At 70.7% G+C, this 20595-nt stretch carries 17 protein-coding genes and 1 pseudogene; 7 read left to right on the top strand and 11 right to left on the bottom strand.

The window, feature by feature from the left end:
* Window positions 1–96 precede the first annotated feature (96 nt).
* Entirely contained in the window at window positions 97–2151 is a 2055-nt protein-coding gene (locus ACIBL4_RS25660) for an RICIN domain-containing protein (RefSeq protein WP_399413923.1), read from the bottom strand.
* A 266-nt stretch (window positions 2152–2417) separates the two neighbouring features.
* Here ACIBL4_RS25660 and ACIBL4_RS25655 point away from each other — a divergent pair, with 266 nt between their 5' ends.
* Entirely contained in the window at window positions 2418–3422 is a 1005-nt protein-coding gene (locus tag ACIBL4_RS25655) for a LacI family DNA-binding transcriptional regulator (RefSeq protein WP_399414152.1), read from the top strand.
* A gap of 56 nt (window positions 3423–3478) precedes the next feature.
* Here ACIBL4_RS25655 and ACIBL4_RS25650 read toward each other — a convergent pair whose 3' ends face one another.
* Window positions 3479–4054 carry a CGNR zinc finger domain-containing protein gene (locus tag ACIBL4_RS25650; RefSeq protein ID WP_399413921.1) on the bottom strand — a complete coding sequence of 192 codons (576 nt, stop codon included), beginning with the start codon at window positions 4052–4054 and terminating at the stop codon, window positions 3479–3481.
* A gap of 104 nt (window positions 4055–4158) precedes the next feature.
* Here ACIBL4_RS25650 and ACIBL4_RS25645 point away from each other — a divergent pair, with 104 nt between their 5' ends.
* Window positions 4159–5331, top strand: a complete 1173-nt coding sequence (locus ACIBL4_RS25645) for an epoxide hydrolase (RefSeq protein WP_399413919.1) — start codon at window positions 4159–4161, stop codon at window positions 5329–5331.
* Here the strand turns inward: ACIBL4_RS25645 and ACIBL4_RS25640 are convergent.
* The 5 genes from ACIBL4_RS25640 to ACIBL4_RS25620 all read right to left on the bottom strand — a co-directional run bounded on the left by ACIBL4_RS25640 (window position 5322) and on the right by ACIBL4_RS25620 (window position 8766).
* Window positions 5322–6041 carry a VOC family protein gene (locus tag ACIBL4_RS25640; protein ID WP_399413917.1) on the bottom strand — a complete coding sequence of 240 codons (720 nt, stop codon included), beginning with the start codon at window positions 6039–6041 and terminating at the stop codon, window positions 5322–5324. The genes ACIBL4_RS25645 and ACIBL4_RS25640 overlap by 10 nt on opposite strands.
* Window positions 6042–6080: 39 nt before the next feature.
* Window positions 6081–6758: a 2-phosphosulfolactate phosphatase gene (locus ACIBL4_RS25635; RefSeq protein ID WP_399413915.1), complete on the bottom strand. Its 678-nt coding sequence runs from the start codon at window positions 6756–6758 to the stop codon at window positions 6081–6083.
* A gap of 31 nt (window positions 6759–6789) precedes the next feature.
* On the bottom strand, window positions 6790–7227 hold the full coding sequence (locus ACIBL4_RS25630; RefSeq protein WP_399414150.1) for a glutaredoxin domain-containing protein: 438 nt from the start codon (window positions 7225–7227) through the stop codon (window positions 6790–6792).
* 14 nt (window positions 7228–7241) lie between these two features.
* A complete protein-coding gene (locus tag ACIBL4_RS25625; protein ID WP_399413913.1) occupies window positions 7242–8159 on the bottom strand; it encodes an amidohydrolase family protein in 918 nt (305 codons plus the stop codon).
* A 100-nt stretch (window positions 8160–8259) separates the two neighbouring features.
* Window positions 8260–8766, bottom strand: coding sequence for a hypothetical protein (locus ACIBL4_RS25620; RefSeq protein WP_399413911.1), 507 nt, complete (start codon window positions 8764–8766; stop codon window positions 8260–8262).
* 107 nt (window positions 8767–8873) lie between these two features.
* Between ACIBL4_RS25620 and ACIBL4_RS25615 the strand changes: the two genes are divergently transcribed.
* Window positions 8874–10217 carry a BTAD domain-containing putative transcriptional regulator gene (locus ACIBL4_RS25615; protein ID WP_399413909.1) on the top strand — a complete coding sequence of 448 codons (1344 nt, stop codon included), beginning with the start codon at window positions 8874–8876 and terminating at the stop codon, window positions 10215–10217.
* A gap of 25 nt (window positions 10218–10242) precedes the next feature.
* On the opposite strand, the gene pip is transcribed toward ACIBL4_RS25615, so the two are convergent.
* The 3 genes and pseudogenes from pip to ACIBL4_RS25600 all read right to left on the bottom strand — a co-directional run bounded on the left by pip (window position 10243) and on the right by ACIBL4_RS25600 (window position 12504).
* On the bottom strand, window positions 10243–11211 hold the full coding sequence (gene pip, locus ACIBL4_RS25610) for a prolyl aminopeptidase (RefSeq protein ID WP_399413907.1): 969 nt from the start codon (window positions 11209–11211) through the stop codon (window positions 10243–10245).
* Window positions 11212–11276: 65 nt separating this feature from the next.
* Window positions 11277–11402: pseudogene (locus tag ACIBL4_RS25605) on the bottom strand (Lrp/AsnC family transcriptional regulator); the annotation flags it as partial.
* Window positions 11403–11928: 526 nt separating this feature from the next.
* Window positions 11929–12504 (bottom strand): TetR/AcrR family transcriptional regulator, encoded by a 576-nt coding sequence (locus ACIBL4_RS25600; RefSeq protein WP_399413905.1) that lies wholly within the window; start codon window positions 12502–12504, stop codon window positions 11929–11931.
* A gap of 102 nt (window positions 12505–12606) precedes the next feature.
* On the opposite strand from ACIBL4_RS25600, the gene ACIBL4_RS25595 reads away from it, so the two are divergent.
* On the top strand, window positions 12607–13458 hold the full coding sequence (locus tag ACIBL4_RS25595; protein ID WP_399413903.1) for an SDR family oxidoreductase: 852 nt from the start codon (window positions 12607–12609) through the stop codon (window positions 13456–13458).
* A gap of 180 nt (window positions 13459–13638) precedes the next feature.
* On the opposite strand, the gene ACIBL4_RS25590 is transcribed toward ACIBL4_RS25595, so the two are convergent.
* Window positions 13639–14151, bottom strand: a complete 513-nt coding sequence (locus tag ACIBL4_RS25590) for a signal peptide protein (protein WP_399413901.1) — start codon at window positions 14149–14151, stop codon at window positions 13639–13641.
* Between the two features lie 310 nt (window positions 14152–14461).
* Between ACIBL4_RS25590 and ACIBL4_RS25585 the strand changes: the two genes are divergently transcribed.
* The 3 genes from ACIBL4_RS25585 (at window position 14462) to ACIBL4_RS25575 (ending at window position 20590) form a co-directional block, all read left to right on the top strand.
* A complete protein-coding gene (locus ACIBL4_RS25585; protein ID WP_399413899.1) occupies window positions 14462–16120 on the top strand; it encodes an alpha/beta hydrolase in 1659 nt (552 codons plus the stop codon).
* Between the two features lie 171 nt (window positions 16121–16291).
* Complete coding sequence (locus ACIBL4_RS25580) at window positions 16292–18274, top strand: glycoside hydrolase family 97 catalytic domain-containing protein (protein ID WP_399413897.1); 1983 nt, start codon at window positions 16292–16294, stop codon at window positions 18272–18274.
* 111 nt (window positions 18275–18385) lie between these two features.
* A complete protein-coding gene (locus tag ACIBL4_RS25575; RefSeq protein WP_399413895.1) occupies window positions 18386–20590 on the top strand; it encodes an MMPL family transporter in 2205 nt (734 codons plus the stop codon).
* Window positions 20591–20595: the final 5 nt, after the last annotated feature.

Raw genomic sequence — 20595 nt, 5'->3', positions numbered from 1 at the left:
CCGGTGCGAGCCGGGCGACCTCGGCACGACGCCCCCGGCCCCGCCGTCACCAGCGGTGCGGCAGGCCGGGGGCGTCGTAGCGTGCGGGACGCGGGGCTAGGGGGTGTCCGTCACGTCCGTCACCTTCCAGCGCTGGTTGGAGCCGGAGTTCGGCTGCCAGAGGCCGACCGAGGCGCCCTCGTTCGTGGACTGGCCCCCGACGTCCGGGAGTTGCCCGGTGGCGGCGTTGACGAGGGTCCAGGTGCCGTCTCCGGTCGAGGACATGATCCACTCGGTGGCCTCGTCGCGGCGGCCCTCGTCCGGCTCGGCGACCAGGGCGCCGTTCCGGACGGCCAGGCGCTTGTCCGAGGCGGTCTCGGTGAAGACGTACCGCTTGCGGTTGTCCGTGCCGCGGATCTGCTCCACCCGCCACTGCTGACCGCTGGGGTCGGCGGCGTTGGCGCTCTTGATGACCAGGCCCGTGCCGTTGCCGGCGATCGTGAGGTCCTTGCCGCTCTGGACGCCGGTCAGCCGGTAGGTGTGGCCCTTGCGCAGCTCGGCCGCGTCCTTCGCGACGCCGGAGACGCCCTTGACGAGGAAGGACGTCACCGACTGGGCGGGCACGGTGACCGTGGCCTGCTTGCCGGAGACCCGGACCGCCTTCTGCTTCGCCAGCTTGCCGTCGGCACTGGTCACCACCGGGGTGACGGTGGCGTGCGAGGAGACCCGGCCGAACTTCGACAGGTCGAGGGTGACCTCACGGGACTCGGTGGCGCTGTTGACGTGGACGACCGTCGCCGCGTCGCCCTTGCGGGAGACCGCCGCGGTGCTGGACGTGTCGTTCGTCTTGATCAGCCGGTCGCCGGGCTTGATGAAGTGCGTGAAGTTGCGGGCCGTGTCGAACTTGGTGTTCGTGTAGATCGGGCAGGACTTCAGCGTGTCCTTCGAGGTGCAGCTGAAGGGGAGCTGGATCTCTCCCCAGTTGCCGCCCTTGGCGGACTCCCCACCCGGTTTCATGTTGTCGTAGTCCTCGACGGGCTGCCAGAACACCCAGGCCTTGGGCTCCAGTTCGCGCAGGTCGTCGACCATGCGCTGGGCGAGGCCGAGGCCGGGCCGCATGTCCGTGAAGCTCTGGCCGTCGCCCCAGTCGCCCTCGACCTCGCTCATCCACAGCGGCTTGTCGGCGGCCTTGGCGAGGTCGCGGACGGTGGTGCGCTGGCCGGTGCCGTAGGTGTGGACGTTCATCTGGCCGACCAGGTCGCGGACCTCCTGGGGGTAGGAGTTCCAGTTGGTGGCGAACGTGCCGGGGTTGGTCTCGTCCATCGCGGAGATCTCCGCGTCCGACTTGGACTTCTTCAGGACCGGGGCCAGGGCACGGAGCACCTTCTGCTGGAGCTCGGGGCCCATGTGGGCGCCCTCCTGGCGGCCGCCGGTCGGCTGGCCGTCGGGGCCGAGTTTGGTGCCCCAGTAGTCGGTGTTCGGCTCGTTGAACGGGTCGAGCGTGTCGACCTTGATGCCGTGCGCCTTCTCCAGCCGCTCGGTCGCGCCCACCAGGTACTTGGCGAAGTCCTCCACGGACTCCGGCTTCAACTGGTCCTTGCCCGCGTCGAAGTTGCCGGAGACGTAGCCGCTCTCGGTCATGAACCAGGGCGGGGAGTTGCTGAAGGTCTCCCAGTGGGTGATGTCCTTCTTGATGCGGTCGACCCACCAGCGCTGTGTCTTGTCGGCGTTCTTGTTCCAGTCCGCCGGGTCGTCCGCGTCCCACCAGTCGACGTCCTCGCGGGTGGTGCCCGCCGGGGCCTTCCACCAGCCCTCGACCGCGCCGCCGGCCCGCAGGTAGTCCTTGACGTCCGGGGCGTTGCCGCCGCCGATGTTGTAGCGGGCGATGTTCAGGGCGAGGCCCTCGTCGCCGAAGAGGAGCTTGTAGAGCTTCTCGCGCACTGCGGGCGGGTAGTCGCCGGTGGCGTTGGCGAACCAGACCAGGCTCGTGCCCCAGCCCTCGAACTTCTCGTGCTTGTAGGAGGGGTCGGGGCGGACGGTGACGCCGGCCGCCTGCGCGGCGGGCTCGGCGGTCGCGGCGGGCAGGGTGCTGGTGGCCAGGATGGTTCCGGTCGCCACGGCGGTGATGCCGATGGCCCCGAGGAGCCTTCTCTTACCGGTGCGGTGTGCCATTCCGAGTACTCCAACTCTTCTGTGTCCGCGCGTCCCGGCGGGGCACAGAGATCGGGGCCTGTGTGCAATGTTTACGTAAACATCCACTGGCGGGATGTCTACACTGTCCGAATCTCAGGGGTCAAGGAGTCGTTCCGGACGGAAAATCGCGCCGGCTGCGCGGCGAGGGGTGCGAGGGGCAGGTGGGCACAGTGGACGGTGAGAGAGAACCGCAGGGCACGAGCCGTACGAGAAGGCGTCCGGCCCGTCCGCGCCAGGGCGCCTCCATGGCCGACGTCGCGCAGCTCGCCGGCGTCTCCTCCCAGACGGTCTCCCGCGTCTCCAACGGCTTCCCGGGCGTCACCGAGGACACCCGCCGGCAGGTCCTGGCCGCGATGCGGGAGCTGGGCTACCGGCCCAACAGCGCCGCACGGGCGCTCAAGCGCGGCGAGTTCCGCACCCTCGGCGTGATCACCTTCTCCCTCTCCACCATGGGCAACATCCGCACCCTGGAGGCCATCGCCACCTCCGCGGCCCAGCACGGCTACGCCGTCACGCTGCTGCCCGTCGCCGTCCCCACCCAGGACGAGGTGAACGGCGCCTTCTCCCGCCTGGGCGAGCTCGCCGTGGACGCCGTGATCGTCATCATGGAGATCCATCTGCTGGACGCGGCGACGGTCTCACTGCCCCCCGGTGTGCAGGTCGTGGTGGCCGACTCGGACGCCGGTGACCGCTACACCGTGGTCGACACCGACCAGGCGGGCGGAGCGCGGGACGCCGTACGGCACCTGCTGGACCTCGGCCACGAGACGGTGTGGCACCTGGCCGGCCCGGAGGGCTCCTTCGCCGCGCAGCGCCGCGCCAACGCCTGGCGCGACACGCTCACCGCGGCCGGCCGCGTCCCGCCGCCCCTGGTCCGGGGCGACTGGTCGGCCGAGTCGGGCTACCGGGCCGGACTGCGGCTGGCCGACGAGCCGGACTGCACGGCGGTGTTCACGGCCAACGACCAGATGGCCCTGGGCCTGCTCCGGGCCCTGCACGAACGCGGGCTGCGCGTCCCCGGCGACATCAGCGTCATCGGCTTCGACGACATCCCCGAGTCCGCGTCCTTCCTCCCGCCCCTCACCACCATCCACCAGGACTTCGCCGAGGTGGGACGGCTGTGCGTGGAGGGTGTCCTGAGCAAGATGCGGCAGGACGGGGAGGAACACGGGACGACGCTGGTGCCCACGCGGTTGGTGCGGCGGGAGAGCACCGGGGTGCCGGGGACTCGGGGAGTACGAGCAGGGTGACGACGAGCGCGTACGTCGATCGGCTGCTCAGGCCGGCCGCCTCCCCGAGGTGACGATCACTCGGCTGAGCTGGGGTTCTTGCGCCGGTTGGCGTTGAAGCGCGCCTTCTTCTGACGATTCCCGCACGTGTTCATGTCGCACCACTTACGGGTGCGGCTCTGGCTGGTGTCGAAGAAGGCGGCCCGGCAGGTCGGTGACGCGCACAAGGCCAGTTTTCCGTCGCGTTCGCCCGCGATGATGCTGATCGCGTCGGCGGCGATCACGCCGAGGGCGTCTTCCACGCGGGAAGCCGAGCTGAGCTGCCATCGCCGCTCACCCTCGGGCGTCAGGATCGCCGCGGCCCGCCCCTGAGCGCTGCGGTCGTTGATGACGTGGACAGCAGACGTGGGGAGGGCGTCCTGGAGCGCGGCCGCAGTCGCGGCGGCGTGGATCGACTCCCTCAGTTCCCGGGCGAGGTCGAGCTGGGCAGGGGTGCAGGAGTCCACGGCGAGGCCGTACACCGCCAGCCAGTCGACGAGTCGCTGCGGCGTGGGTATGCGCTCCACGGCCTCGCCGTGACGCTCCGACAGAGTCCCCGTGAAGCTGGTCGCCAGCACGCTGCCGAGGCGGAAGTCAGGAAACCCAGAAGGCATGGAACCACCTTAGCTGGTTGCGGTCGGCAGGGAAGCCTGTTAGAACCGTCTAAGCCGGTTCACTCGACGGGTCGTAGCCGGTTCCGCGATGGCCAGGAGGTCTCATGCACCGCCCAACCAGCGACGTACAAGCATTCGAAGCCCGTGCGACCGACGCCGACCTCGACGATCTGCGCGCGCGACTGGCCGCGGCGCGGCTACCGGAGGCCGAGACGGTCCATGACGCCTCGCCCGGCCCGCGCCGCTGGGAACAGGGCGTTCCGCTCGCCGACGTCGTCGATGTCGTGAACTACTGGCGCACCGGGTACGACTGGCGGTCGTTCGAGGAGCGCCTCAACCAGATCGGCCAGTACCGCACGACCATTGATGATCTGGGAATCCACTTCCTGCACCGCCGGTCCCCGCGCGCGGATGCCACTCCTCTGATCTTGACGCACGGTTGGCCGGACAGCGTTGTTCGGTTCATCGACGTCGTGGACGAGCTGGCGGATCCGAAAGACGCGGACGCGCCGGCGTTCCACGTCGTGGTCCCGTCGCTGCCGGGCTTCGGTTACAGCGACAAGCCGGCCACCACCGGGTGGGGGACCGAAAAGATCGCGGCCGCCTGGGTGGAACTGATGGGACGGCTCGGTTACAGCACGTTCGCAGCCCACGGCGGTGACTGGGGAGGCAATATCACCACGGTTCTCGGCGGCAGGTTCCCGGCGCACGTTCTCGGCATCCACACGACGTTCGCGGAGGGACCGCCCGGGTTGACAACGGACGGGCTGACGGCGGTCGAGCGCGAGTGGGCCGAGGACACCCGCGACTTCTGGCGCCACCGCGCGGCGTACGCGAAACAGCAGGCGACCCGGCCGCAGACCATCGGCTACTCGCTCGTCGACTCACCGGTCGGGCTTCTCGCCTGGATCCTCGACAAGTTCGCCGAGTGGTCGGACACCGAGGACAGCCCGTTCGAGACTCTGTCCATAGACCGGGTTCTCGACGACGTCACCCTGTACTGGCTGACGCGGACCGGCGCATCGGCGGCCCGCATCTACTACGAAAGCCACAACTCGCTGGACCCCGAACTCCGGGTCGACGTCCCTTCAGCACTCACCATGTATCCCCGCGACGTCGAGAAGTGCCCGCGCCCCTGGGCGCAGGAGCGGTACCGGCAGATCGTCCGATGGAGCACGCCCGAAAACGGGGGGCATTTCCCGTCGCTGGAGGTTCCCGAGTATTTCGTCAAGGATCTGCGAGAGGGCCTCGCGGCAGTGCTGGCCGCTCATCGGTGAACGCGGCTGTGAACCTGGAATGTCAGTCCTTCCCGGCTGCTCAACCGCACCACACGACGACCGGTCTCTCCACACCAGGTGACCGAGGCGTGGCCGTGGTCCTGTGCGCGGGCGACGACGCGGTCGAGATCACCGACCTCGACGGCGAGTTCCCACTGCGGGGCGGATGCGCTGGGTTCGCGTGTGGCGATGAAATCGGCGCAGTTCAGAGGGGTGCCGGTCGTCTCCCCGTAAAAGTGCCGGGCTTTCTCGGGCTGATCGCAGGCCAGGACCATGCGGTGGGGAGCGCCCTCCAGGTGGGGCGGAAACGTCCATCCGGTGAAGTGGCGGGGCTGCCACAGCGAGAAGGCGGCACCGAGCGGATCGATCAGTGTCGCCATGCGGCCCTGATCGCCCGCGTCGAAGGGCGGCACGACAAGGCGAGCCCCGTTCACCACCGCCGCTTCGGCACGGCGATCGACGTCGTCGACCGACAAGTAGTAGGCGATGTGGGCGGGGGTCGCAGGGGGGTAGACCGGATTCGCAAGGTCACTCACGCCGCCGATCAGGTGGCCGTCGACGGCGATCTTGATGGCCTTGCGCCAGTCCTCCTCGTCCACGGCGAAGCGCCAGCCCAGCGTCTTCGAGAAGAAGGTGGCGGTGCCGGCCGAGTCGCGGGTCTTGAGGTCCATCCAGCAGAACTCGTTCGATGACCCCAGACGGGTCGTCATCCTGTGCTCCTTGTCGTCTCGAAGCCGGGTATAGGGCGCTCAGACGACTCCGTGGGGACGGAGCACCATCAAAGACTCCTCCCGCCGGGCCACCATCGCGAAGGGGAACCGGTCGACTTCCAGGCAGAGTTCGACATCGTCCGGGTGGTACCCGCTGCGCCGCCCGCCGGCGAGATCGGCCGCGGCACGGGAATTCCGCGCGCGCTGGAGATACGGTGCCGCCTCGACCTCGCCCCCGCCCATGGATCGGCCGATGTATTCGGCGCAGGCCAGGTCCTCGTCGGCCTGGCCGTCCTCACCGGTGACCACGAACGTCACCGGAGAGGAATCCCCGTCCCGCAGGAACCGCGCGGTCGCCCCGGCCACCACGAAGCTCGCGCACAGGACGAGCGGCGCGTCCGCGACGGCCAGGGCGCCCACGGTGCCCGCCGTCGTCTTCTGCACCAGCGTGCGACCGGCGAAATCACGCGACCTGAGCAGGCCGGGCGAGTTCACCGCGTCGAAGCCCGCAGCCGGAGGCCCGTCCTTCAACGCCAGCCAGCCCGGGTGGCTCTCCTTCAAGGCGAGTGCCTCACTCTCCGATGAAGCCAGGACGATCCTCTCGACGCCACGCGAGAAGGCCCAGGCGGCCACGGTGAAGGCGCGCATGACGTCGATGACGACCGCGACACGGGGAACGCCGGTCAACTCCGGTATGCCGACGAAGTGATGATCCATCGCACCATTCTGACGGCCCGCCCGCCTGAGATCACGCGGAAGAGGACAACTGATCCCGCACCCATACAGGATCGGGGTTGGTGTGCGGCCGGCCCGCCACGACGACGGTCGGCACCGTCTCGTCGCCGTCGTTGGCCGCCCTCACCGCTGCGGCCCCTGCCGGATCCCGCCAGATGTCGACCCAGTGCAACCGGCGGGCGCTGCGCCCCAGCCGGATGCGCAGCCGCATGCAGTAAGCGCAGCCCGGCCGCCAGTACACGACCGGCCGTCCGTCGACCGCGCTGCGGCGCTGTGCCTCCACCGCGCCGATCGACCTCGGGAACATCAGGGGTGAGTTCACGCCCGCCGGCACCAAGAACACGAGCAGGACCGCTGTGGCCACGCCGCCGTCGCCCGCTGAGATGAGGCCAGCCGCGACGGTTGAGCCGCAGAGCACCAGCAGCATCGGCAGGATCCAGGCGCGCATCATGCTCCGGAACGCACTCACAGCCCGAACAACTCCGCCGCGTTGTCGTGGCACACCGCCCGCAGCCAGTCGTCTCCGAGGTCCAGCCGTTCCAGGGCGTGGAGCTGGTGCACGTACGGGTAGGGGAGGTTGGGGAAGTCGGAGCCGAGGAGGACGCGGTCGCCGAGCGCGGCCAGCCGGGGCAGGGCCCGGCGGGGGAACGGCATGAGGCTTTCGCTGAAGTCGGTGAACGCCATCGTCGTGTCCAGCCGCACCTCCCCGTACCGCTCGGCCAGGGCGAAGAACTCCTCGTACTCGGGCATCCCCAGGTGCGCGACGACCAGCCGCAGCCGGGGGTGCCGCGCCAGTACCCGGGTGATCGGCTCGGGGCCGGTGTGCTTGCCGGGGGCGGGGCCGGAGCCGCAGTGGATCACGACCGGGATCCCGGCCTCGGCCAGCAGTCCCCAGGCCGGCTGGAGGAGGTCGTCGGCGGGGTCGTACGCCCCCACCTGCACATGCGCCTTGAAGACCCGCGCGCCCGCCTCGACGGCCTCCCGGACGTACGCCTCGACGCCCGGCTCGGGGTAGAGGGTCGCGGTGTGCAGACAGTCGGGGGTGCGGCGGGCGAAGTCGGCCGCCCAGCCGTTCAGCCAGCGGGCCATGCCCGGCTTGTGCGGATACAGCATCGCGGTGAAGGCCCGCACCCCGAACTCCCGGAGGATGTCCGCCCGTTCCGTCTCCTCCTGCCGGTAGGTGATCGGCCACTCCAGCCCGCCGGTCATCGGCCCGAGCGCGTCGAAGTACTCCCACACCTTGTGCAGCACCCGCTCGGGCATGAAGTGGGTGTGCACGTCGACCAGCCCGGGAAGCCCGAGCCGTCCCCAGAATCGACGGGCCTCCTCCGCTTCCGTACCCGGACCGGCAGGACCGACTGGTGCCACTGGGTGATCATCCATGCCGCCCACGATCGGCCCGGGCGAGGCGGTCGGTCCACTCCCTTGCGCGAGAGAGGGGTGAGGGATCCGTCACCCGGGCCGACGCCCGCGGGGGGAACGTTCAGTCGATGTGCGCGCACAGGTCGTCCGTCGTCCCGTGGAGGAGTCGTACGGACTTGTATCCGGTGGGGCTGATGTCCATCGTGTAGACGCCGTCGACGAGGTACAGCCCACGCGGCAGACTGCCCTGGTCCTGGCCGACCCCGACGAGCACCGGCCCGTGCACGGCCCAGAGCCGGGAGCCGTCGGGCCGGTACTCGACGACGGCCGAGCCGCTCGCGTCGGCGTCGGACGAGGAGCCGGTCTCGGTGTTCGTGACGCGGACGACCAGGTCGCCCCGGTACGCGACCCGCCGCACGGAGCCGTCGGGGTAGGTGCTCAGCACGCGCCGCACCACCTCGTCGACGACGGGCTCGCCGTGGACGGGGAAGTCGCACCGCGCACCGGCGCCGACGTCCCACGGCGCGGAGGGCGCCGGTTCCCAGCCCCGCGCCGGCTCCGCGGACGCGGGCCGCGTCCCGACGAGCACGGCGGCAAGTGCCAGCGTGGTGACAGCTGTTCGGCGCATGGTTCTCCCTGGGAAGAGACAGGTGGAAGGAAGGGGCGTACGCCAGTCTCTTCCCGGCCTCTGACCAAAGCCTGACCATCGACGTCCCGTTAGGCTGCCGGACAGCCATGGAGTTCCAACTGCTCGGTCCGTTCGCCGCCCGCCACGAGGGGCGGCAGGTACTGGTGGGCAGCCGCCGCCAGGAGCGGTGCCTGCTGGGGGTCCTGCTGCTGCACGCGGGCCGCGCGGTCACGACGGACCGCCTCATCGACCTGCTGTGGGACGACGAGCCGCCCGCCGCCGCCCGCGCCACCGTCCACACCTACGTCGGCCGCCTGCGTGCCGCGCTCAGGCCGCATGGGGTGTCCGTCGAGACCCGGCACGACGGTTACGCCGTGGAGCAGGGCCCTCATACGATCGACGCCCAGCAGTTCGCCGGGCTCGTCGGGCAGGCGGCGGACTGCGCTGATCCCGCGGAGCGGATCCGCCTGTACGACCAGGCCCTCGGGCTGTGGCGCGGCCCGCTGCTCGCGGACGTGGCCGACGAACGGCTGCGCACCCACCTCGGCGGCACGCTCGGCGAACTGCGCCTGTCCGCCGTGGAGAGGCGAGCCGAGACCCAGCTCGCCATGGGTCTGCACGACCGTGTCGTGGCGGATCTGACGCCGCTGCTGGTGGAGCACCCGAGCCGGGAACGGCTGGTCGGCGCGCAGATGACCGCCCTGTACCGGGCGGGCCGCCAGGCCGATGCGCTCCAGTTGTACGACCGCACCCGCGACCTGCTGGCGGACGAACTCGGCATCGAGCCCGGGCGGGAACTGCGCACGCTCCACGAGCGCATCCTGGGCGCCGACCCCCGGCTCGACCGGCCCCCCGGGCCCGTCTACGCGGTGCGGGTCGGTGACCAGTTGCTGCCGTGGAGTACGAGCGGACACCCCGCGCTGGAGTTCTGCAACACCTATGCCGGGTGGGGCGGGGAGCCGCTGCCCGGGTCGGAGTGGCTGCGCGGCTACGCCACGCTCGCCGTATGGGCCGGCCACCTCGATCTGATCGAGGACCGGCAGGTCACCCGGCTGCGGGAACAGGCCCTGCGGCAGCCGGCCGAGGCCGCCACCGTCCTCGACGAGGCCCGGCGGTTGCGTACGGACCTGTACGCCTGTCTGACGGATCCGCAGGACGGCCGGGCGTTCAAGGCGGTGGCCGCGGCGGTGGAGGACGCCGCGCGGCTGTCGGTCTTCACGCGGGGCCAGGACGGTCTCGGACGCTGGCAGCCGTCGCCGTCGGCCGGTCTGCGCCTGCCCGTCTGCGCGGTGGCCCGCAGCGCGGGGGAACTGCTCTCCGACCCGCGGCGCTTCACCGTCCGCGGCTGCCCCAGCCGGGACTGCGGCTGGCTGTTCCTCGACGAGAGCGGGCGGCGCCGGTGGTGCAGTCTGGCGACGTGCGGCGCCAAGCGGTCGGCCGGGGGCAGGTGACAGGTCACTCAGGCGGGGGTCTTTCTCATGCGAAGCGGACCGGCCGGAACCGGTCCGTCGCCGCCAGCACGGCCTCCGTCGTGGCGTCGCCCGACAGCCCGTGCCCCTCTGCGCCGATCAGCATGAGTTCCGCGTCCGGCCACACCTGGGCCAGCCGCCACGCCACGTCCGGAGGGCCGCTGATGTCCATCCGGCCGTGGATCAGCACGCCGGGGATGCCGGCGAGCTTTCCGGCGTCGCGCAACAGCGCCCCGTCCTCCAGGAAACCGGCGTGCCGCCAGTAGTGCGTGACGAGGCGGGCGAAGCGCAGCCGGAAGCGCGGGTCCTCGAAACGGGGGTCGGGCCGGTGCCCGGGGTGCGTCGACACATGCACGTCCTCCCACCGGCACCACTCCCGCGCGGCCCGCTCCCGTACGGCCGGATCCGGGTCGGCGAGCATCCGGGCGTACGCGTCCACCAGGCTGCCGTCGCGCTCGCCCTCGGGGACGGTGTCACGGAACCGGGCCCACTCCTCGGGGAAGATCCGCCCCATGTCCCGCGTGACCCACTCGACCTCGCGGCGGGTGGTGTTGGTGACGCTGAAGAGGACCAGCTCGGATACGCGCCCCGGGTGCTGCTCGGCGTAGGCCAGCGCGAGGGTCACGCCCCAGGAGCCGCCGAGGAGCAGCCATTCCCCGATGCCGAGGTGCTGCCGGAGCAGTTCGATGTCGGCGATCAGACGGGGTGTCGTGTTGGTGTCGAGCGAGGTCCGCGGATCGGCGGCGTCGGGTGTGCTCCGCCCGCACCCGCGCTGGTCGAAGAGCACGACGCGGTACGCCGCCGGGTCGAACAGCCGACGCCAGAACGGCCCCGCGCCGGAGCCGGGCCCGCCGTGCAGGACGAGGGCGGGCTTGCCGGCCGGGTTCCCGCAGCTCTCCCAGTAGACGCGGTTGCCGTCGCCGACGTCGAGCATGCCGTGCTCGTACGGCTCGACGGGGGGATGGAGTTCGGCCATGCGCGACGCACTCTCCTCGGCTCTCGACTCTCCACGGACAGTCCCGTTTCTTCCCTGCGGTGCGTTCACAGCAACGCCGGCGCGTGGAACTCGCCGAGCCCTGAGGTCAGGTCCCGGTCCAGCCAGTAGCGGCGGGGTTCGGCGAGCATCACGTCGACGCTGACGGTGAGGATGCCGGGGATCCTGGCCACCAGCCGGGCCAGGGGAAGCCGGAACAGTACCCGTGGGGTCTGGCGCTGGATGCGGCCGAGCGAGTTGTCGGCCGGAGACAGCGTCCGTGATCTCTGCGCCTGATGTTCGGCGTCGTGTGTGTGGCGAGATCGACGCCTTCCTCGCCGCCCTGCCCGGCCGTACCCGACTGGGTCCTGACGTTCATGGACGCCATCGACACCCTGGAGTACTGGACCGCGGGCGCACATCTTCTGTCTCGATCAGGAGGAGCCGGTCCGCGTCCGCACACTGCGCATCGCCGCGGGCCCGCTTCAGACCGACGCCGTGATGTGACCACCTCCCGGGGCCCGACGCGAATGCCCGCGCCCGGAATCGAGGACGGACAGGGCGAGCACTGTCCGTCCTCGCTGCTCACCAGGGTCACGGCATTGCCGGACCTGTGCGTCGGCCGCGTCGACCAACTCGCCGGGGGCAGTGACCGGACACTCAGGCCTCGTCCACGAAATGCGCTCGCTTGCGTTGGCGTGCTGGTCCGGGGGCTTGGGCTCAGCTCGCGGTCGAGTCCTTGGTCAGCGCGTCCATGAAAAGGTCGACGAGCGGGCGGGCTTGCTCTTTGGTGCCGTGCTGCACGGAATAGGCGATGCCACCCATGAGAAGTAGGACATTGTCGGGGGCGACGTCGGTTCGCAGGCTTCCGTCTCGGGCGCCGGCCGCGAGGAGGGTGGCCACGGCGTCGGTAAGGAGTGCACGGCTGTCGGAGTATGGATCGACGCCGGAGGCGATGACCGCGTTGAGGGCTTCGGACATTCCGCTCTTTGCCGTGGCGTAGTGGATGAAGTGTTCCATCCACATCCGGGTGGCCTCGGCGGCCGGGTGCTGAGTGAGGAGGTCGTTCACCTTCTCGCACACCTGGGTGAGTTGGCGCCGGTAGGCGGCGTCGATGAGGACTTCCCGAGTCGGGAAGTGCCGGTAGAGCGTGCCGACACCGACGCCCGCCTGCTTGGCGATGGCGGCAGGCGCGGCGTCCAGCCCCTGCTCGGCGAAGGCCTGCGCGGCGACCTCCAGCAGGCGCTCCCGGTTCTGCAGCGCGTCACTCCTGGTGCGGCGGGGCGTGGCGGACATGCGGGTTCCTTCGGGGTCGGTCTCCAGTTGCTTTCCGGAATGCGTTCCGCTTAACTCTTAAGCGGAATGCGTTCCGGTATCACACTACTCCAGGAGACTCCCATGCCCGCCCCCTCCGACAAGCCCTCACGTCACTGGTTCGTCACCGGAGCCTCCGGTGGACTGGGCCGCCATCTCACCGAGCACGCCCTCCAGAACGGCGACCGCGTCACGGCGACGGTCCGCCGCCCCGCAGCTCTGGAAGACCTGCGTGAGACGCACGGCGACCGGCTGACTGTCGAGATCCTCGACCTCACGAGGCCGGCCGATGTGGACGAGGTGGTCGGCAGGACTCTCCGGTCCGGGCCGGTGGACATCGTGGTCAACAACGCCGGATACGCGGTTGTGGGCGCCGCCGAGGAAATGACCGTCGAGCAGATTCGCGACCAGATCGAGGTGCTCCTGCTCGCGCCGATGATGATCACCCGTGCCTTCCTGCAACCGATGCGTGAGCAGGGCGGAGGCCGGATCATCCAGATCTCCAGCGTGGGCGGCCAGGTCGGCATCCCCACTCACAGCTCCTATCACGCGGGCAAGTGGGGGCTGGAGGGCTTCACCGAGAGCGTCAGCCGCGAGGTCTCCGACTTCAACATCCACTTCACTCTGGTCGAGCCCGGCGCCACCCGCACCGGCTTCGCTTCGGCCCTGCGATACACCACCGAAACGACCGCCTACCGCGACAACGTCGTCGGCCAGACCCGGCGCTACCTGGAAACCGCAGACGAGAACGTCTTCACCGGTGACCCGGCCAAGCTCGCCGCCGCGATCTACGACACCACCCGCCACCCGAGCCCGCCCCTGCGCCTGGCTCTCGGCTCCGACACCTACAGCGCAATCCACGCGGCACTCACCGAACGTCTCACCGTGCTCGAAACCCAGAAGAACCTCGCTGAATCCGTCGCCTTCAGCCGCTGATCCGCCCCAGCGGCACGACACATCAGGAAATCTCGCAGACGTCGCCGGCAGAGGAGCGAACGCGCTCCACGGAGTCGACTTCGTCCCTCCCCGTCGTGCTGCTGTGGCACGTCCACCGGCATCCCTACCCACCGCGTTGGGGCCGGTGAAGCCTCTTCTGCGCGAGACGAGAGCGCCGACTCAGCCGTACAACGCCACCCTCGGCTCCACCGTCCCCCCAGCCTTCGGATTCAGCGCAGTCACCCGATACCGCTCCCTGAGCGTCTCCCCCGCCCCCAACGTCCGCCGCACCCCCACGAGATCCGTGAACAGCGTCCCCGTCTGGCTGCCCAGCCGCACGGGCACCCAGCAGCCATGCCCCGTGCGCCGCTCCACCCTGACGTCCGACGGTGACAGGAACGGCCCGGTGTCCGGGGACGTCAGCAGGAGTTGGGGGGCGACGGTCGTGGGTGTCTGCGTGGTGTGGCGGTAAGTGAGCGTGACCTCCTGGCTTCCCTCGGGCCGGAGGGGGCCCGTCGGCAGGTCGATGAAGCCCGTGGGTACGGCGGGCTCCTGCGCCTGGGAGGCCACTGAGGCCGCTGCGGTGACCGCCGGCGGTGCCGCTGGGGCGGGTCCCGCCGTGGTCAGACCGGTGACCGCGACCAGGGCGGCCAGGAGGGCGACTTTGAGACGACTGTTTTTCGACAGCGACACGTTGGACGGTCCTTCGGTGGGGGAGCAATTCGCTTGGGTGAACCGGCTGGCCGGGCCTGGCACTTGACCGGAGATGCCCTCAGACTACGAAGCCGATCCCAGGCCGCGCGGCACCGCGTACCCTCCACCGTTCCGGAAGTGAACGGCACCGCAACTACCGCCGGGTAGTGGGGAGATCACGTGGAAGGCGGGCCACACGGGTGATCGCCGTTCCCTTCCCCCTCCAGTTGAGCTAGAAACCTCAACGACCCAGCCGCACCACAGGGTGCGCCACGACACACGCGCCGCGCCCCGAGGGGGAATCACCACAGTGACCGAGCAAGCTCACGGACCCAGACGGTCCGGCACCCGCGCGGGCAGACGCTTCCCGCGTCTGAGGATCGCCCTCGCCGCCGCCGTCTCCTTCGCCGTCGCCGGAACCGCCGCCCAGGCGATGGCCACCCAGCCCGAACCCGGTGACGGGCAGCCGGCCGTGCCGTCCCTGTCCTGGTCCGACTGCCAGGGCGGCTTCGAATGCGCCAACGCCGACGTGCCGTTGGACTACCGCGACCCGCAGGGCAAGACCATCACCCTGGCGGTCATCCGCAAGAAGGCCCCGGACCAGGCCAAGAAGAAGGGCACGCTCTTCCTCCAGCCCGGCGGGCCCGGCAACTCCGGCGTGGACTTCGTGCGCGGCAACTACGCCGGCCTGCCCGCCGCCCTGCGCGACTCCTTCGACGTCTTCGGATACGACGTACGCGGCGTCGCGCGCAGTTCGGCCGTCACCTGCTGGGACGACCCGACGTACACGCAGGCCATCACCGCCGCCAAGGGCGCCCCCGGCCCGGACGCCTACGAGACCGCCGTCCGCCAGGGCGCCGCGTTCGACCAGGCCTGCAAGGACAACGCGGGCGAGCTGGCGCCGTACGTGGGCACCGGGTACGTCGCCCGTGACATCGACCTGCTCCGTCAGGCCCTCGGCGAGGACCAACTGACGTACTACGGGCGGTCGTTCGGGAGTTACATCGGGACCGTCTACGCCGCGATGTTCCCCGAGCGGGTGCGCGCCCTCGTCCTCGACGGCGCGTACGACCCCGAGCACTACGCGAACCACCCGTACGCCTACGACCGGCCCCAGTACCTGGCCCTGGACGGCGCGATGAGCCGCTTCCTCGACTGGTGCAAGGCGGACCAGGAGACGTGCGGGTTCGGGGAAGGCGACCCCCGGGCCGCGTTCGAGAAGCTCAAGGCCGACCTCGACGCCAACCCCGTACCGACCGCGAACGGCGGTCAGGCGAACGGCTACACCGTCGTCTACCGCCTGATGTTCAACATCAACGAGGGCAAGGTCATCTGGCCCTCCCTCGGCCAGGCCCTGCGCAAGGCCCAGCAGCGCGACACCACCTCGTTCCTGCTCCGGCCGCCGTCCCCGGCCAGCTTCGACTTCCTCAACCCGAACATCGTCGTCGAGTGCGTCGACAAGGACTACCCGCGCAGCCCGGCCCTGCTGAAGCGGCAGGTCACCACCAACGCCCAGCTGGCTCCGCTGCTCGGCCCGGCCATGGCGTACGGCCCGCCGCTCTACGACCACCAGCACGCCACCACGTGCGCCCAGTGGACCGGCGAGAAGCCCAGCCGCTACGACGGTTCCTTCCGGGCGAGGGGCTCCGCGCCGATCCTGGTGCTCGGCACGACCGGTGACCCGGACACCCCGTACCGGGACGCGGTGGCCCTGTCCCGCACGCTCGACAATGGCCGGCTGCTCACCTTCCAGGCCGAGGGCCACACCGCCTTCGGGCGCAGCGTCTGCGCGACGGACGCCGTCACCGGCTACCTGGTGGACCTGACGGTCCCGGCGCGCGGCACGGCCTGCGCGGACGAGACCCAGCCGCCGTCCGCCACACCGAAGGTGGCCCCTCCGGGCACGACCCTCGGCGAGCTCCGCAATGGCGTGAACGACCGCCTGGACCGCCTCGGTTCCCTGCGCTGACCGACCGAGAACCCCACTACGGCACCCCGGGTGCCGGGCCTCACCGGGCCCGGGCCCGGGGTGTGCGCGTTTCCGGTGCTTCCGGCCTCTTGACCCCCTCTTGCGCGGGCACGTAGAACTGCACTCGCAGAAACCGGTTACTACCACTTACCGCAAGGGAAGGTCCCCACGATGAGAGCCTCTGGAGACCGGGAAGAGCCCGCCGCGGACAGAACGGCCGGTCAGCCGACGGCCGCCTCCCGCCGGGTCGTGCTCAAGGGCGCGGCCGTCACCGCCGGGCTGGCCGCGGCCGGGATCGCCACGACCCGGCCCGCCTGGGCCGAGGACGACCAGCCGGGCCGCCCGGAGAGCGTCACCGCCCGGATGGGCGGCACCGCCGTCACCCTGTCCCTGGTGGACGGCGCCCTGCGCTGGTCCGCCCGCCGCAACGGCCGCACGGTGCTCGACACTTCGGCCCTGGGCCTCAGGCTCGGCGACGGCACCGTCCTCGGCGCCGACGTCCGGGTGGTCCGGGAGCGGTACGGCACCCACCGCACCACCTGGACCCCGGTCTACGGCCGCAACGCGACTGTCACCGACCACCACCAGGAACAGCGCTGGGACCTGGAGGACCGGGCCTCGGGCATCCGCTTCGGCGTCCAGGTCCGCGCGTACCGGACCGGAGTCGCCCTGCGCTACCTCCTCCTCGGCGAGGGCACCGCCACCGTCGCCGACGAGCTGACCACGTTCGTCTTCCCCGACGGCACCACCGTCTACAGCGCCCGCGACGAGAACGCCTACGAGCCGGTCGCGCCGGGCTCCATACCCGTCTCGGGCACATCCACCACGGACAACGGCCCGCTCACCGACCTGCCCCTCACCGCCACCCTCACCGGCGGGCTCATCGCCTGCGTCTGCGAGTCCTCGCGCCTCGACTACCCGCGACTGATGCTGGGTTCGGTCGCCGGTGAGCCCAACACCCTCGCCGCCTTCCTGATGGAGCACACCGCCCGCGGAACCGGCCCGGTGGAGACGACCTCCACCGTCACCACGCCCTTCGCCACGCCCTGGCGCGCGGTGGTGATCGGGGCCACCCACGCCGAACTCGTCGACAACGCCGAGCTGGTGCTCAACCTGGCGCCGCCGAACGCCCTGACCGACACCTCCTGGATCAAGCCCGGCAAGGTCTTCCGCTGCGAGCTCTCGACCGCCGCCGGCCTGGCGGGCGTCGACTTCGCCGTGGTCCGCGGCCTGGAGTACATCGAGTACGACGCCGGCTGGTACGGCCCGGAGTTCACCACCCCGGACGCGACGAAGCCGATCGCCGCGATCGACCTGCCGTCGGTCATCGCGTACGCCACGAGCAAGGGCATCGGCGTCTTCCTCTACGTCAACCGGCTCGCGCTGACCGACGCCGACTCCCTCTTCGGCCTCTACAAGAGCTGGGGCGTGCGGGGCGTCAAGCTCGGCTTCATCAACGACGGCACGCAGACGATGACCAACCAAATCGTCGACTGGGCGAAGACGGCCGCCAAGTACCGACTGCTGATCGACATGCACGACGACGTCCGGCCCTTCGGCTACGAGCGGACGTACCCGAACTGGATCAGCCTGGAAGGCGTGCGCGGCAACGAGCAGTTCCCGACCGCCACCCACAACGTGACGCTTCCGTTCGCCCGCAACATCGGCGGCCCGATGGACTACACGATCTGCTACGGCCAGTCCCGAGACAAGACGACCAACGCCCACCAGATGGCGATGGCCGCCGTCTACTACCAGCCCCTCAACTTCCTCTTCTGGTACGACAAGCCGTCCAAGTACGACAACCCGGCCAACTGGCCCGGCCTGCCGTGGTTCAACGCCGTGCCGGTGACCTGGGACGAGAGCCGCACCCTGGCCGGGGCGATCGGCGAGTACATCGCGGTCGCCCGCCGCAGCGGCCCCACCTGGTACCTGGGCGCGATGACGAACGAATCGTCCAGGACGCTGTCCCTGCCCCTGTCCTTCCTCGGCAGCGGCACCTACACGGCGACGGTCTACGCCGACGGCACCCCGGGCACCAGCCCGTTCCGGACCCCCGTCGTGGTCGGCACCCGGACCGTCACCGCCGCCGACACGCTCGACGTGGCCATGGCCCCGGCGGGCGGCCAGGCGGTCGTCCTGGCCCCGAGCTGATCCGGGAGAAGGTGGGGTTTTCCCCAGGGCCGCCGTCCACCGGCCGGTGGACGGCAGGTTCAACCGAGTGCCTCTGTCCGGCAACTGCCCAGCTCAGCCAGGCTTTTGGGCATGAACTCATTAACTGAGCGGGTGGCGCGCTGGAGTGCGCGGCACCCCTGGCGGGCGATCGCCGGCTGGCTGGTGTTCGTGGCCCTGTGTCTGGGAGCCGGCAGCGCCGTCGGCACGAACAGTGCGAAGACGGCGGACTACCGGGTCGGCGAGGCCGGCCGTGCCGAAACCCTGGCTGCCGAGGCGCATCTGGAGCGCAGGGCCGCCGAGCAGGTGCTGATCTCCTCCCGCTCGGGCGGTGCTCTCGACGAGGGCGCCGCCCGGGCCGCCGCGGACGATCTGACCGACCGGATGCGGCGGCTGCCCGATGTGGCGGGCGTGGCCGACCCGTTGCTGTCCGAGGACAGACGGATCCTGATGGTCGAGGTGGCGCTGAAGGGCGAGGAGCGGGACGCGAAGGACAAGGTCGACGCGCTCGTGGCGCAGACCTCGGCGGTGCAGAAGGGCCACCCCGGGTTGCTGCTGGAGGAGACCGGAAGTCCCTCCGTCAGCAAGGGAGTCGACCAGCAGCGCAGTGACGACCTGGCCCTGTCCGAGGCGATCACCCTGCCGGTCACCCTGCTGACACTGCTGGTGGTGTTCGGGTCGGTGACCATGGCCGGGGTGCCGCTGCTGCTGGCGCTGTCGTCGATCGCGGCGGCGGTCGGGCTCTCCATGGTCGTCTCGCACGTGTCGCCCGACGCCGGGGTCGGCACGAACGTCATCCTGATGATCGGCCTCGCGGTCGGCGTCGACTACACGCTCTTCTACCTCAAGCGGGAGCGGGAGGAACGGGCCCGCTCCGGCGGGCGGCTCTCCTCGGAGGCGCTGGTGGAGCTCGCCGCCGCGACCTCGGGCCGGGCGGTCGTCGTCTCCGGGTTCGCGGTGGTGGCCTCCACGGCGACGCTGTACCTGGCCTCCGACGTGATCTTCTCCTCCCTCGCGACCGGCACCATCGTGGTCGTCCTGGTCTCGGTGGCCAGTTCGCTGACGGCCCTGCCCGCGCTGCTCGTCAGGCTGGGGCGGCGGGCGGAACGCCGGGCACTGCGGCGGGCCGAGCGCGGCAAGCCCGCACGCCGGGTACGCGGCGGGACCAGCGGCGGCCGGGCGTGGAGTGCTCTGCTGCGGCCCGCCGCCCGGCATCCCCTGGCGACCCTGTGCGTCTCGGTCCTCGCGCTCCTCGCCCTCGTCGTCCCGCTGGCCGGGCTGAAGATCACCGAGATGAGCCGGGACACGCACTCCCGGGACATCCCCGCGATGCAGGTCTACGACCGGCTCAACGAGGCGTTCCCGGAGCGTCGGGTGACCCACCAGGTCGTCGTGCGGGCCGACGCCTCGCGGTCGGGGGAGGTCTCCGACGCGCTGCGCGAGGTGGCCGGGCGGGCCGAGGCCGACCCGCTGTTCAGCGGCGCCTCGCGCGTCCGCGCCTCAGCCGACGACCGCACCCACACCCTCGAACTGAGGGTGCCGTACCTCGGCAACTCCGACGAGGCGTACGACTCCCTGGACCGGCTGCGGGACGGCTTCCTGCCCGCGACCGTCGGCCGGATCACCGGCGCCGAGTACGGCGTGTCCGGGGACGTCGCCCGCTACGCCGACTATCCCGCCCATCAGAACGGCAAACTGCCCCTGGTGCTGGGTGCGTTGCTGCTGGTGTCGTTCGCGATGACCGTGTACGCCTTCCGTTCGGTGGTGCTCGGGCTGCTCGGCGTCGCCCTGAACCTGCTGTCCGCGGCGGCGGCGCTCGGGCTGCTCGTGCTGGTCTTCCAGGGGACGTGGGCCGAGGGGCTGCTGGACTTCCGGTCCACCGGGTCGATCGGGTCGCGGGTGCCGCTGTTCCTCTTCGTGATCCTGTTCGGTCTGTCGATGGACTACCAGGTGTTCGTGGTGAGCCGGATCCGGGAGGCGGCGCTCGCGGGCGTGCCCACGCGGCAGGCCGTGCTGGACGGGATCCGCTCCTCGGCGAGCGTGGTGACCAGCGCGGTGGTGGTGATGACGACGGTGTTCGCCAGCTTCGTCTTCCTGCACATCATCGAGATGAAGCAGATGGGCTTCGTCCTGGCGGCGGCCGTGCTGATCGACGCCTTCGTGGTCCGGGTGATGGTGCTGCCGGCGGCGATGCTGCTGCTGGGCGAGGCGAGTTGGTGGCCCTCGCGCCCGGGGCGGAGGGCGGCGGCCGCCCCGGAGAAAAGGTCTCCCTCCCGCCCGGCGGTCGACGTACGTTGACCGGC

Source organism: Streptomyces sp. NPDC050416, from assembly GCF_044458845.1.
Lineage (GTDB): Bacteria > Actinomycetota > Actinomycetes > Streptomycetales > Streptomycetaceae > Streptomyces.
This window is presented reverse-complemented; position numbering and strand designations above follow the sequence as displayed.